Source organism: Coleofasciculus sp. E1-EBD-02 (genome assembly GCF_040218245.1).
Taxonomy (GTDB): Bacteria; Cyanobacteriota; Cyanobacteriia; order Cyanobacteriales; family Coleofasciculaceae; genus Coleofasciculus.
In genome coordinates this window covers 1-14,265 of the sequence record NZ_JAVJQN010000139.1, presented here as the reverse complement: position 1 = coordinate 14,265, position 14,265 = coordinate 1, and the positions used below count along the sequence as shown (strand labels likewise).

Genomic DNA, 14,265 nt, shown 5'->3' with positions numbered 1-14,265 from the left:
AATAATCCCATTAGGATTAAGTAAATATAAGGAAGCTTGTCCATTTACCCCCAAGGTTCCTAAGATGTTCGATACATCATTCCCCGTGACTCGCGAGAAAATCGTATCAATCCCCGCCGGATTCGCAAAATAGACGCGCCCCCCCTCTCCCACATTAAATTCTAAGAAACTGTGGAACAAATTCGTGTCGCGAATTGCCCCCCCTTCAATCAAATCCGCCGGAAGCCCTTTAATCTCCACATTCGGTGCAACGATAGACTGTTCAACCCCTAGAGTAGTATCCGGTTGAATCTGCGCTATTGCAGGTGCAGCGACAGGAGCGATCGCGCCCCATCCTGCTAAAATCAGGCTTAACTCCCATGGTCTATGCCACAACCTCTGGCTTGCCATATCCGTCGATGGTAGATGATCTTGAAGAAGGCACTATTATACCTCAACTCAAGTCTAGATCATTTAAACCGAGGGAACAGGGATATATAGCAATCCTATTTGAGTCGTGTCCAAAAATCTGATAATTTTCGGCAATGGGCAATGGGCAATGGGCAATGGTAAAGAGTTTCAAGGCTTTTTTCTGTTTTTTGATTTTTCACATTTAGGATTGCTATAGTAGGGTGGGCAATGCCCACCCGCTTGACGGGCGATTCTCTGCTAGGATGAACTCGGCTAAAACTGCTTCTTCTGTATCGTCATCCAACTACTTATGCAACTCGAAGATTATTTTAATTTCCTCGCCCCTAACGACATTCGTCTCAAAGGAACTAGAGTAGGCATAGAAACCATTCTTTATGATTTCATTCATCGCGCCCGTACTCCAGAAGAAATTGCCCAAACTTATCTATCCCTAACCTTAGAGCAAGTCTATGCGACAATTCTCTATTACCTCCATAATAAAGAAGCTGTCAGTAAATATTTAGCCGACTGGTTAGAGTGGAACCACCAGCAAGTTAAAGCACAACACCTTAACCCATCACCTACGGCTATTCGGATGCGGAAACTTAGAGCAGAACAAAGAAAGAAAAAGAAGAATGCTCAAGTATCTCCTAGATGAAAATGTAGACCCTAGCTATAAAATTCAACTACTAGGGCTAAACCCCAATTTAATTGTGTGGGCAGTTGGGGAACCGAATACTCCTTCAAGAGGAACATTAGATCCAGAAATATTGCTTTGGTGTGAAGAGTACAATTTCATTCTAGTTACAAATAACCGGACATCTATGCCAGTTCATCTCAACGATCACATTGCCCGAAACCATCACATTCCTGGCATTTTCATTCTCAGTCCAAACTTGAGTAAGTAGGTGGGGACAATTAAAGTTAACGGTGGGGAGCGTCATTCGTCATTCGTCATTCGTCCTTTGTAAGGATTTGACACTTGTTAATATTTCTTAGTAGAGCGAACAGAATTTATGTCCAGGTACTTATAAGCTAAAGCTGACGGGATAAATCTTTGAACCCGTTTTAACGGGTTTCAGCTTTTAGCCAGAACTTTAGTTCTAGGCTGAAGGATCGCGCCCTTGGGATACCTTAAGATTAAGCAGGGATAATCCCAGAATCACCAAGAACAGCACTAATCCAATCGTGCAAGCATAACCGATTTCCAAATCTGCAAACGCTTGCTCATACAAATAATAGACCACCGTTTTGGAACTATTGCGGGGTCCCCCTTGGGTCATGATATAAACTTCTTCAAACACCTTCGTCGCCGAAATAGCCGAAATGACCGCCACCAAAGCCAAATAAGGGCGCATTAAGGGAACCGTAATATCCCAATGTTTCCCATACCCATCCGAACCATCCAACGCCGCCGCTTCATAGAGTTGGTCAGGAATTGATTGCAAACCTGCCAGATAAATCACCATGTAGTAGCCTAACCCCTTCCACACCGTTACTGCCATAACACTAAAAATCGCCCAATCTGGACTCGTCAGCCAGGGAATCCCCTCTTTAAACCCAATCCAACTGAGTATCTGATTAAATAAACCATTTTCCGCATAAAGCCACCGCCACGCAATTCCCGCCACCACCATCGAAACCACCACAGGCGTGTAATACGCCGCCCGAAACCAGCTTATCCCGCGCAGTTTCTGATTGACCAAAATCGCTAATCCTAACGGGAGTGCGACTAAAATTGGCACAACGCCAATCAGATATAACACCGTGTTCCCCACCGTTTGCCAAAATACTCGGTCTTTCCCCAAGCGTTGCAGATTCGTCAAGCCCACCCATTCAGGCGTTTGGGTCAAATCATAGTCGTATTGCGTAAAACTGAGGTAAAAGGCTTGACAAGCGGGCAAAAATACAGTCAATCCCAAAATAACTAGGGCTGGGAGCAAAAACAGGTACGGCGTAAACTTGGGCGGGATGACCATTGAATCCTTTGACATCTGACATGAAAATTATTATGGAAAACGAAAAATTAAGGATTATAGTGTAGCCTAGCTAACAGTTTCCTATTCTTAACCTTAGTGTAATCTTATTAGTTACCTCACCATAACCCAATACGCCCTTATCTAAGCTGGTGATGTGGGTGGTGAGGTATTGGCGTTCTCATCTAGGCAAGTCTAAATGTAAACCTCTGTCTCAATCCTGGATATCTGTGCCAGTAGTGCTAGATGGGAGGTTGCTGACGTAAGCTTATGCAGTGAGCGATGCGATCGCATACAGCAGGCTTAGGTTGATTCGATCTATTTTTCACGGTGCTATCTATCATCAACCCGATTATTGTCTTGGGCGAGGTAAATAACGTTAGGCGATGCCTGAACAGGAGTTGCGTTTAAAGCTTCTACCCCTTGACGCCATCTGTCTTATCCCAACGCGAACGGGGGGAGTTAACCCGGATTGAGGATGAGGGAATTTCCCCGCACAATACATTGGAGTTTTATGCAGCCGTGAAACATTTAGAAGTAAGTTACAGCCATTTATTGGAACAAGATACACAACCCGAACTAAAGACAACCGTACTGGAACTTCTCAGTATCCCGACACATCCACAATCGAGCCGGAGAGGAGACAGTGACACCCTATTGTGGCAAACGCTAGTGCAATCCATTCCCCTACCCTTGGTTATTGCCCGCTTAAGCGATGGTGTGATTCTGTATGCTAACGATCATTACGGCTCGATCTTTGATCCCAGCCAACAGAAGAGTTCCAGAGTCAATCAACCCGTTTGCGATCGCCAAACTCTATCCTTCTATCACGATCCCGCCCAACGACAAAGACTATTACAGGTTTTACTTAGTCAAGGCTATTTGCGGGATTACGTGGTCAAAATGCCGAGTCACTATGGCAAGCCGATTTGGAGCCTAGTTTCTCTGCAACGGTTAACCGTTAAGCGGGAATCCGCCTTTCTTGCCATTTTCCAGCCGATTACGGACGACTCGCGTCACCACGAATCCCTCCAATCCTTACCCCCATCACCCCAATCAACACGCCGCCCGTTAATTGCTAATGCCGTGTGTGAACAGGAGGTCAAATTTTGTACCTTAGCCGAAACCATTCCTGCCGCTGTCTTAATCTACAAAGGCAATCAGTTAGTCTATGTTAATTCCATAGTCTGCGAAATTACAGGATACAGCCAATCGGAATTATTAACCATGGATTTATGGGACTTGCTGCACCCGAGTAGCCATGCCTTCATGCCGAAACAATCCCTAAGTGAAAAGGCGCAGACGGGAGCAAAACGTCGCTATGAAGTGCAAATCCTAACCAAAACCGGTGATAGGCGCTGGCTGGATACGAGTACCCGGATCATTGAGTTTCAAGGAAAACCTGCCATCCTCTTAAGCGCCTTTGATATCAGCAATTACAAGCAAGCTGAAGGGGCTTGGCAAGAAAGTCAGCGCACCCTAGCCACACTGATGGGCAATCTGCCCGGGATGGCGTATCGGTGTCGGGCGGATAGTCAATGGACGATGGAGTTTGTCAGTGAGGGCTGTTTTAATCTGCTGCACTACAATCCCTGTGACTTGGTGGAAAATCGGGCATTAGTGTTCAGTGACGTGATTCATCCAGAAGACCGAGAACGGGTGAAGCAGGATGTGCAAGCCGCCGTTACCGAAAAACGACCCTATCAACTCGAATATCGGATTACTACAGCCACAGGGATTCAGAAATGGGTTTGGGAACAAGGGTGCGGCATTTTTTCTCGCCACGGAGAATTACAGGCGTTAGAAGGCTTTATTACGGAGATCACCGAACGGAAATGGGCAACAGACGCCCTAGAACTCTTGCAAACCATGACCCAGGCGATTGGTGAAGCCCCAGATTTTCAGTCAGCCTTGTATGCCACCTTGAGCAAAGTGGGACAAGCCACCCATTGGGATTTGGGCGAAGCTTGGGTCAAACGTGCTGACGGGAAGGTTTTAGCATGTTCCACAATTTGGCGCAGAGGAGAGGAACAGCTTTTGAAGGCAGAGGGTAAGCAGCAAGGTGGAACGGTAAAAGGAAATGATAACAGTTTAGGCGGACAGGATCGGACATCTACTCACACCAATAAAGGCGCGGCGTCTCCCTATCCCCCTGTCTTAGCGTCTGAGGCGTCCACCCGGCAAGACTTTTGCCATTACAGTCCCGCCTTTACCTTTGCTTTAGGCTGTGGACTACCCGGACGAGTGTGGGCATCCCGTCGCCCAGAATGGATTCCCGATGTTTCCCGTGCGCCTCATTCCTCCTTCGTGCGCTCCTCTATGGCAAAAGCTTGTGGTCTTAAAGCGGGCTTTGCCGTGCCAATTATCGCTCATGACCAGGTTTTGGCAGTATTAACGTTTTTCCGGTTTGAATCGCGGCAAACGGATCGGCGTTTGGTAAACTTGATTTCTACCGTAGCCGCCCAATTAGGGGTAGCGATTGAGCGCAAACAGGCGGAAGTGGCGTTGCGTTCCTCTGAGGCGGAGTTGCGGGCGTTATTTGCGGCGATGACGGATTCTATCTTTGTCTTGGATAGTCAGGGACGTTTCCTGAAAATTGCCCCGACGAATCCTGATCCGAGGCTATTGCCTGAAAATGCCAAAGAATTCGTGGGCAAAACCCTGGATCAAGTTTTTGGCGCAACTCAAGCCGATCAGTTCTTGACCTATATCCAGGAAGCGATCGCCACATCTTCGCGTCTGAATATTGAGTATAGCTTACCCCTGCGCGATCGCCAGGTTTGGTTTGCGGCGACGATTTCCCCCACCTTAGAAGACTCCGTGGTTTGGGTAGCACGGGATATTACGGAACGGAAACAGGCAGAACAGGCATTAAAACAAGCAGAAGCCAAATATCGCAGTATTTTTGAGAATGCCTTGGAAGGGATTTTCCAATCCACGGCTGATGGGCATTATATTAGCGCCAATCCTGCCCTTGCCCGTTTATACGGCTACTCCTCTCCCGATGAATTGATGGTGCGACTGACAGATATCGAACATCAGCTTTATGTTGATCCCCAGCGACGGGCGGAGTTTAGTCGGCTGTTGCAAGAAAATGATGCGGTAGCTGATTTTGAGTCCCAAGTCTATCGCAAAGATGGCAGCGTGATTTGGATTGCCGAAAATGCCCGTGCGGTTCGGGATATGACCACTGGGGAATTGCTGTATTACGAAGGCACAGTCGAAGACATCACCGAACACAAATTAGCAAAAGACCAACTGCAAACCCGAGCGTTTTACGATACATTGACCGGATTGCCCAATCGGGCGTTATTTATGGATCGCTTAAGTCATACCGTAGAGCGAGCCAAACGCCATCCCACCTATCGCTTTGCCTTACTCTTTTTAGATTTAGATCGGTTTAAAGTGGTCAATGATAGTTTAGGACATTTAGTTGGGGATCAACTGCTGATTGGCATTGCCCGTCGCTTAGAATCCTGTTTGCGGACAGAGGATACAGTGGCGCGATTGGGTGGAGATGAGTTTACCATTCTGCTGGAGGATATTGAAGATATTCACCATGCCACCCGCGTAGCGGAACGAATTCAGCAAGAATTAGCCGCCCCATTTAATTTAGATGGACATGAAGTCTTTACCGGGGCGAGTGTCGGGATTGTTTTAAGTCGGGAGATCCGAAAGGAGGGGGATATCACCAACTATGATTGTCCTGAAGATTTGTTGCGGGATGCCGATACCGCCCTCTACCGGGCAAAAGCATTAGGACGCTCCCGCTATGAGATATTTGACCTGACGATGCACCAAAATGCCCTCAGCGTCTTGCAGTTGGAAACCGAATTGCGGCGGGCGGTGGAAAACCAGGAATTTGAGATTTACTATCAGCCGATAGTCTCTCTCTCAACCCATCAGATTGCTGGGTTTGAGGCACTATTGCGTTGGCATCATCCCAGCCGAGGATTAGTGTATCCCGGTGAGTTTATCCCCATGGCAGAGGAAACGGGATTAATTATTCCCATGGGCTGGTGGATGTTGCGCCAAGCCTGTCGTCAGTTAGAACTTTGGCATGATACGGTTCAGGAGAGTGAACTTAGTGAAGAATTGGCTGATCAGTTGACGATTTATGTCAATCTTTCCAGCAAGCAGTTTTTACAACCGGAACTCCTAGAACACCTGGACAAAATTCTGCACGAGACGCATCTGCATCCGAGTCATTTGAAGTTGGAAATTACTGAAAGCTGTTTACTGGCAGACCCAGAGACAGCCGAAGAACGGCTCAAAGAATTACGCGATCGCCAAATTGGGTTATGTATTGATGATTTTGGTACAGGCTATTCGTCGTTAAGTTATTTACATCGATTTCCCATTGATACGATTAAGATTGATCAGTCTTTGATTAGTAATATTAGCATCGATGTTCAAGGGCATTGTGAAGCAGGCATGATCAATCGCACCAAAGGATTACCCCTGCAAATTGTCCGCACAATTATCATGTTGGCAGATAGCCTGGGAATGAAGGTTATTGCCGAAGGCGTAGAAACAAAAGAGCAATTAACCCAACTGCGGCTGCTGGATTGTGACTATGCTCAAGGGTATTTATTTCAAGCGCCCTTAGATGCGTTAACGACGGGAAAACTTCGCGTTGATCCTAAATGAGATGAAGCGGATTCAGTGGGTGCCCTCATAGGAAGTTGCGTTCAAAGATAGCAGATAGAGTAGATGGAGTGAGGGGGTGAGGGGGAGATGGGGGAAAATAAAGTTCTACATTAGACTGCAACTTGGTATCACCGAAACCCTTGATATACCGTAGTGCAGTAGGGTGGGCATTGCCCACCAGAATACAAGGAGCGTACCATTCGATATAAGTTTATATACCCACCAAGAGCGCGATCGCCAAACGACAAAGGTTTCATGGGTATCCACCACCAGTGCGACCGCTTATCCTAAATCGAATGTCACTGACTTAAGCTGGGTTCGTAGTAGGCACTTTAGTGCCAGAAGCGCTAAAGCGCTTACTACAAACTCTAAAGTCAGTGGCATTCATCCTAAATCTAGAAGCACAAATCAGTTAAGATAACCATGAGGCTGATCATCTCCAATGAACTCATCCAAACCATCCAAACGTCCAAAGGTGGATTACTGACTGATGTTAAAAAACATTGAGATTACTAATTTTAGATGCTTTGAAGCAACAAAATTTTCTGGATTTAAGAGAGTTAATCTAATTGGGGGTCAAAACAATGCTGGTAAAACAGCTTTGCTGGAAGCCGTGTTGTTAAATAATTGTCCTAAATCGAGAACTATTATAGAACTGAAGAGGATAAGAAAAGAAGCATCAGACGCCGTGAAAGCTATGCCAGAGAGAACCTGGGATAGTTTTTTCTTTAATCAAGATAAGCGAACAACGATAAAAATAACTGGAACAAATATCCAGGATATCAGCACTATTGTTGAAATCCTGGTTTGTAATTCTATAGAAATTTTGGAAAATGAGGAAGAAGCTAGAAAGTTGCTGACTCTGATATCTAAAAATGAACCCACGTCGTCAGTTTTGCAAGTTCGAGTCATCCAAGATAATCAAGAGAAATCTAAGTATCCTGTTATAGCAACTTCAGATGGAATGTTGTTCCATGATATACCCGATTATAATAATCTGCCTATCATTCCATCTTTTGGAAGAATGTCAAATAAAGATTTAACTGAAGAGTATGACAAAGCTCGTTTAAATGACAAAGATGAGGAAGTCCTCAAAGCCTTTCAAATATTAGATCCTTCGATTGAAAAAGTAGAGAGTTTTTCTATTGGAGAACCGACACTCTACTTAGTCAGGAAAAAGCAGAAAGGGCGTTTACCGCTTTCCTTGTTTGGAGACGCGATGAATCGCGTAGCAGCGATCATGATCAAGCTAATCAACAACGACTATAAGTTTCTGTTGATCGATGAAATAGAAAATGGTATTCACTATACTAAACAGGGGAATTTTTGGGAACACTTATTTCAACTAGCTTCAGATTTAGACATACAAATTTTTGCCACCACCCATAGTTTAGAGATGATTAAAGCTTTTACAGAGACAGGAGTAAGTAAATATCAAGATATTGGTGCCTATTTTGAAATTGCCAGGAAGCCTAACAGCAATTCAATTATAGGAATTAATCGTGATCTAGAAACACTAAAATATGCTATAGAACATGGCAAAGGAGTAAGGGGTGAGTAACTTACTTATCGTTGAGAGCAAAAATGATAAGTTTTTCATGGAAGCCTTAATAGATAACTTAAATTATGATATTGCCATAGAGCCTCCCATTTGCATCAATGACTACGAATGTTTGGAAGGATTGAGCAAATCTAAACTTATTAATGCTCTCAAAGCTTTAGCAGCCGACATTCAGAAAAGAGATATACAAAAAGTCGGCATTGTCATAGATATCGATAATTTTTCTGTAGATGAGCGAATTCAATGGGTGAATGAATGCATTAATCAAGTTTTTACCAATAGTGCCAATTTATCACAAACAGGAAAGTTTATAGAAATTAGTACGGCGACTGGAGAGGTAATCAAGTTATCCTGCTACTTTACCAATGTAGATGGTAAAGGTGAATTAGAAACCGTACTAAAAACCATTAAGTCTCAGGACTCTACATTTGCTGATTGCTTAGTCAGTTGGCGAGATTGTTTAAATCAGGAAGGTAAATCAATCACGGATAAAGACTTTGACAAGTTTTGGGTTAGTCTCTACATTAGATTCGATACTTGTTCAAACAAAGAGAAAAAACAAGCGGAAAGAAAATGCAGTATGAAAAACTTTGACTATATCATGAAAGAAAAAGTGAATATTTGGAATTTAGAACACCCTGCACTAGAAGAACTAAAGAAAATTTTAAGGATTTTTACGGACGAGTAGATATAGAGCGACGCTACCAACGCACGCGATCAGCGCGATCGCTCAATTGGATTATGTGTGGATGACTTTGGTACAGATTATTCGTCGTTAATAGGACTTACGGAAAGCCTCTATGTGTAGGGTGTGTTAGCGTAGCGTAACGCACCTTTGCCACGATATGTGGTGTAGCTGCGTAAGTCCTGGTTAAGTTGTCTGCACTGATTTCCGATTAAGCATTGACAGTAGGACAACTTTGAGTTAGGCGTCAATGAAAGATGCATTCCGCGCATTTCTCCTGAGATAATGAATATCCTGACCAACATCAAGGAATAACAAAATGACTAAAACTGCATGGGTGTTTCCTGGACAGGGTTCTCAAGCTGTCGGGATGGGAACTGACTTAGCCGATTTACCCATGGCTCAAGCCAAATTCGCCCAAGCCCAGGAAATCTTAGGCTGGGACGTGCTAGAACTGTGCCAAAGTTCTGAAGAGAAACTGTCTCGCACTCTCTATACTCAACCCTGTCTCTATGTCATCGAAAGCATCCTAGCCGACATCATCCAGGAACGCGGACATCAACCACACCTCGTCGCGGGTCACAGTTTGGGCGAATATGTCGCACTCTACGTGGCGGGTGTCTTCAACTTTGAAGCGGGGTTAAATTTGGTCAAACGTCGTGCTGAACTCATGGATAGTGCTTCAGGTGGTATGATGGCGGCTTTAATTGGATTTAATCAAGACCAGCTTGACGAATACATCCAGGAGCATGAGGATGTAGTGTTAGCCAATGATAATAGTCCAACACAAGTCGTGATTTCTGGAACCCCCGATGCCGTAGAAGCAGTATTGAGTCAGGTTAAAGCCAAGCGAGTGGTGCGGTTAAATGTATCTGGGGCGTTTCACTCACCGTTCATGGCATCAGCTGCGACGGAGTTTCAAGGAGTGTTAGAGTCTGTTCCCTTTAGTGACGCGAAGATTCCAGTGTTATCCAATGCAGAACCCACACCCGCCACAGAAGCGGCTGTTCTCAAGGAACGCCTTCAACGTCAAATGACTGGAAGTGTGCGCTGGCGAGAAATTTCCTTACACCTGTCAGAGGAAGGGATTGAGAAAGTGGTAGAAATTGGTCCGGGGAAAGTTCTCACAGGTTTAATTAAACGGATGTGTCGGGATGCCGCCTTGGAAAATATCGGTAGTTTATCGGATTTGCCCAGTTAACCTATTAACCCAACGTTAACCTCAGGAATCTACTGTAGGTTATATATTTTCCACGCCCACTAAGTTTTGTAAACAAACCTCAAACCCTTACATAAACAAATGACGAATGACGAATGACGATCTTCACCGTCCACGTTAATTATGTCCACCTACTTAACTATGTCCCATCGGTATCCAATTCGGTTAAGTCGGAAAATTTTCCTAATTCTCTTCAGCCTAGGCTTAATTGTGAGTTTAACCGGATACGTGGTGATTAAACGTAACCGAGTGCATCATCTCACCATAGCAGCTGGATCGAAACAAGGGGAAAGTTATATTTTCAGTCAGGCAATGGCACAAGTGGTTGCCAAATATAACCCGAAAATTCAGATCGAAGTTCTGGAAACCAAGGGTTCCGAGGAAAATATACAACTGCTAGAAGACCAAAAAGTTCAACTGGCGACAGCCCAGGCTGATATCCCGGCTTTGCCCTCGGCGCGAATTGTGTCTAAATTATTCCCAGACATGTTTCAGTTGGTGGTTCAAGCCAACTCTGGCATTCAGCAAGTCTCAGATCTCAAAGGAAAACGGATTGGACTGCCACCAGAAGGGGGTGGTCAATACCTGTCCTTTTTATTTGTTGCCAAACATTATCGCTTGGAAGAAACGGACTTTTTTGCCTTTGCTGTGTCTGAAAAAGAAACCGATGAGGCTTTTCGCAATAACCAAGTCGATGCCGTGTTTCGGGTTCGCCCGCCAGGGAATCAATCCATCCTCGATTTGGTACAAAACCGGGGCGGGCGGTTAGTACCGATTGATCAAGCCGAAGCGATGAAAATTAAGCAACCGACGTTGGATGCTGGGTTTATTCCTAAAGGCGCTTATCAGGGATCTCCTGCTATTCCGGCGACTGACTTACCCACCGTAGCCTTACCCAGGATACTCTTAGCTCATCAGAAGGTTGATGACAATCTTATCCAAGAGATTACCAGCATTTTGTACGAACGCCGTCAGGATTTAGCGGCTGTGATGCCAGAAGCATCCTACATCAGTCCCCCTAGCGTGTTGGTGGGGACGATTTTACCCATCCACCCTGGTGCCCAAGCTTATTATGATCGAGAGAAGCCATCCTTTCTGCAAGAGAATGCTGAGTGGCTGGGTTTGTTACTATCGATCGCGCTGCTGATTGGGTCTTGGGTTTGGCAATTGAAATCCCAACTGGATAAGAAACAGAAAAACCAGGGTGACAACTATAATCAAGAGATTCTGGCGTTAATGAAGCAGATCGAATGCTGTCAAGATTTAGGCAGTCTTGAAGCCATTCGACATCAGTTGTTTAGTAAGTTTGAGAGTGTCGTCAACGCCCTCGACTATGATCAGATCACACCAGATTCGTTTCAGTCGTTCACCTTCACCTGGGAAGCCGCGATCGCTGCGTTACGCGATCGCCGAAGTACCCTCATGGCTACACCCACCCCAATTCCCAAGTCAACACAGGCAAAGTAAACTATAACGAATGACCAATGACGAATGACGATATCCACCGTTAAATTGAATTTTTCCTACCCACTTTGGATATTCTGTGACTAGAAACCGCGAACCCTTTGCTAGCCTAATTCTCTACCACGCCTTTAAATGGTCGGTAGTCAGCCCAGTGCTTAACATTTACCTACGAGGTCACATCCATGGTGCTGAACATGTGCCGATGGATGGTCCACTCGTCGTAGTCAGTAACCACGCCAGTGACTTTGACCCGCCGATTTTGTCCAATTGCGTGCGGCGTCCGGTGGCATTTATGGCAAAAGAGGAACTATTTCGGGTTCCGGGACTCAAACAAGCGATTCAGTTATACGGCGCTTACCCAGTGAAGCGGGGCGCAGCAGACCGGAGTGCCATTCGTGCGGCGATTGAGTGTTTATCACAGGGGTGGGCTGTGGGTGTCTTTTTACAGGGAACGCGCACCCCAGATGGTCGTATCCCTGAACCCAAGCTGGGTGCTGCCTTAATTGCAGCGAAGGGAAACGCCCCTCTATTACCCGTGAGTATATGGGGGACTCATCGCGTTTTTCCCAAAGGATCACCGATACCGCGTCCTGTACCCGTAACCGTGCGAATTGGTCAACCCATTGACCCCCCAGCTTCAACGAAACGACCTGATTTAGCCGCCGTGACTCAGAAGTGTCAAGCTGCTATTCATGCTTTACATGATTTAGGGCGATGAATTAGATGCGATAAATCGCATCGGGTACAGGACGTGCTTTTCGGTTAATCAAAATAGAAAATTGTCACCACCTTGCGTTGTTCCTCTGCCTCCTCACAGGTTCTCAGCAAGGTTTTGCTGTCATGAAAGGCGAAGCAGATAAGCTGTTGACATCGGGAAATGATTTCGGAGTTACACAACGCACTGGCTTCTGCCAGAGACAGATGATCATTTTCTGGGTTTTCTACTAAGTGCATCACTTGTTGGAGTTGAACTCGCGACTCCCGTGGCTGGCGTTCTAAGCTTTGGGGCAAAATGACCGTCAGCAAATTCGGGTCAGCACGCATCGCACCACGAATTGCGGCTGAGTTCGTACCTGTTGCGCCAGAGGTCATCAGACGATTGCCACCTAGAACCAAGGCATAACTCATCATCTCGATCAGATGTTGATGGGTAATGGGTACATGACGCGATCCTAACAGGGCAATCCGCTTAGAACCTGTTTGCTGGATTGTCGCAAGTTCTTGCGCTAAGGTATCTACACCGGAGATTTCTACTGATTGATTCAAAGATGCTGGTTTAGGCTGAACAACCTAGGTATTTTAGCAAAACCAGCGACAGTTAGAACTATTAGCTCGCAAAAAGGTGGCGAGAATGCAGGGATGCAGGGGGGTGGAGGGAGAAAAACTATTTTGGCTTGATCCGATTGGCTTGCCACTTTTCTAAGAGTCGTGCTACAGTAAGATACTGTTTGGTTCGGACGCATAGCTCAGTTGGTTAGAGCACCACGTTGACATCGTGGGGGTCACTGGTTCGAGTCCAGTTGTGTCCATTTAATTATTAATGGCGAGTAGTATTGTAAAGTTTCAATAAGAATATAGTCAGATGTAGTCATGTTGGGTAATATATAGACATGAAACTCTCAGACTATGCCAAAAAAGCAGGAATCAGTTATCGAACTGCCTGGAGGTGGTGGAAACAAGGAAACTTGACCGGTCATCAATTGCCGTCTGGTACGATTATCATAACTTCGGAGGCGATTGATGATAACTTGAAACCTGACTTGATAGCTTGTATTTATGCAAGAGTTTCCAGCACCCAAAACAAAGATAATCTAGATCGACAAGCAGAGCGGTTAAAAGATTATGCAATTGCCAGAGGCTACAAAATTTATAAAATTGTCAAAGAGATTGGAAGTGGTTTAAATGACAATCGAAAACAATTGGCAAAAATCCTAGTCGATCCAAACTACAATATTTTAATTGTAGAACATAAAGATCGTCTCGCTAGATTTGGAACGAATTATATAGAGATTCTCCTCAAAGAATTAGACAAAAAAGTTGAAATTGTTAATCAAAGTGAGGATAAAAAAGATGAATTAATGGAAGACTTAATCGCCATTATCACTTCCTTTTGCTCGCGGATGTACGGATTAAGAAGGTCGAAACGAAAAACCGAAAAGATTATAGCCGAGTTAAAATCTCACGGACAATAATGCTACTAGCCCAAAGACATATAATCAAAAAAGGGCATCGTTTTTGGAGGGAAATAGATAGCTTGTCTTGGCAGTCTAAAAATCTTTACAACTCAGCCAATTATCTCATCCGTCAAAACTGGATTTAT

11 protein-coding genes, 1 tRNA gene and 1 pseudogene are annotated in these 14,265 nt (G+C 45.0%); 10 read left to right on the top strand and 3 right to left on the bottom strand.

Annotated features, from left to right (window positions below; translation table 11 throughout):
- Positions 1-390 (bottom strand): two-partner secretion domain-containing protein (locus RIC07_RS22180; protein ID WP_446396420.1); only part of this gene is annotated, 390 nt, incomplete at its 3' end.
- Between the two features lie 310 nt (positions 391-700).
- Between RIC07_RS22180 and RIC07_RS22175 the strand changes: the two genes are divergently transcribed.
- The gene (locus RIC07_RS22175; RefSeq protein ID WP_446396419.1) at positions 701-1,048 is read left to right on the top strand and encodes a DUF433 domain-containing protein; all 348 of its coding nucleotides are present in this window, start codon (positions 701-703) and stop codon (positions 1,046-1,048) included.
- Positions 1,026-1,292: pseudogene (locus RIC07_RS22170) on the top strand (DUF5615 family PIN-like protein); the annotation flags it as partial. The gene RIC07_RS22175 and the pseudogene RIC07_RS22170, both read left to right, overlap by 23 nt.
- Positions 1,293-1,493: 201 nt before the next feature.
- Here RIC07_RS22170 and RIC07_RS22165 read toward each other — a convergent pair.
- Complete coding sequence (locus RIC07_RS22165) at positions 1,494-2,384, bottom strand: carbohydrate ABC transporter permease (RefSeq protein ID WP_446396418.1); 891 nt, start codon at positions 2,382-2,384, stop codon at positions 1,494-1,496.
- A gap of 405 nt (positions 2,385-2,789) precedes the next feature.
- Between RIC07_RS22165 and RIC07_RS22160 the strand changes: the two genes are divergently transcribed.
- The 6 genes from RIC07_RS22160 to RIC07_RS22135 all read left to right on the top strand — a co-directional run bounded on the left by RIC07_RS22160 (position 2,790) and on the right by RIC07_RS22135 (position 12,663).
- Positions 2,790-7,016 carry an EAL domain-containing protein gene (locus RIC07_RS22160; RefSeq protein ID WP_446396417.1) on the top strand — a complete coding sequence of 1,409 codons (4,227 nt, stop codon included), beginning with the start codon at positions 2,790-2,792 and terminating at the stop codon, positions 7,014-7,016.
- Positions 7,017-7,506: 490 nt separating this feature from the next.
- On the top strand, positions 7,507-8,577 hold the full coding sequence (locus RIC07_RS22155) for an AAA family ATPase (RefSeq protein WP_446396416.1): 1,071 nt from the start codon (positions 7,507-7,509) through the stop codon (positions 8,575-8,577).
- Complete coding sequence (locus tag RIC07_RS22150; RefSeq protein WP_446396415.1) at positions 8,570-9,265, top strand: DUF3226 domain-containing protein; 696 nt, start codon at positions 8,570-8,572, stop codon at positions 9,263-9,265. Before RIC07_RS22155 ends, RIC07_RS22150 begins: the two co-directional genes overlap by 8 nt.
- A 316-nt stretch (positions 9,266-9,581) precedes the next feature.
- Complete coding sequence (gene fabD, locus RIC07_RS22145; protein WP_446396414.1) at positions 9,582-10,463, top strand: ACP S-malonyltransferase; 882 nt, start codon at positions 9,582-9,584, stop codon at positions 10,461-10,463.
- A 159-nt stretch (positions 10,464-10,622) separates the two neighbouring features.
- Positions 10,623-11,948 carry a TAXI family TRAP transporter solute-binding subunit gene (locus tag RIC07_RS22140; RefSeq protein ID WP_446396413.1) on the top strand — a complete coding sequence of 442 codons (1,326 nt, stop codon included), beginning with the start codon at positions 10,623-10,625 and terminating at the stop codon, positions 11,946-11,948.
- A 76-nt stretch (positions 11,949-12,024) separates the two neighbouring features.
- Entirely contained in the window at positions 12,025-12,663 is a 639-nt protein-coding gene (locus RIC07_RS22135) for a lysophospholipid acyltransferase family protein (RefSeq protein ID WP_446396412.1), read from the top strand.
- 44 nt (positions 12,664-12,707) lie between these two features.
- Here RIC07_RS22135 and RIC07_RS22130 read toward each other — a convergent pair whose 3' ends face one another.
- Positions 12,708-13,211: a DNA recombination-mediator protein A gene (locus tag RIC07_RS22130; RefSeq protein ID WP_446396411.1), complete on the bottom strand. Its 504-nt coding sequence runs from the start codon at positions 13,209-13,211 to the stop codon at positions 12,708-12,710.
- 189 nt (positions 13,212-13,400) lie between these two features.
- Here RIC07_RS22130 and RIC07_RS22125 point away from each other — a divergent pair.
- Together RIC07_RS22125 and RIC07_RS22120 are read left to right on the top strand one after the other, a co-directional pair.
- A tRNA-Val gene (locus RIC07_RS22125) sits at positions 13,401-13,474 on the top strand.
- An 81-nt stretch (positions 13,475-13,555) separates the two neighbouring features.
- Complete coding sequence (locus tag RIC07_RS22120; RefSeq protein ID WP_446365992.1) at positions 13,556-14,137, top strand: IS607 family transposase; 582 nt, start codon at positions 13,556-13,558, stop codon at positions 14,135-14,137.
- Positions 14,138-14,265 lie beyond the last annotated feature (128 nt).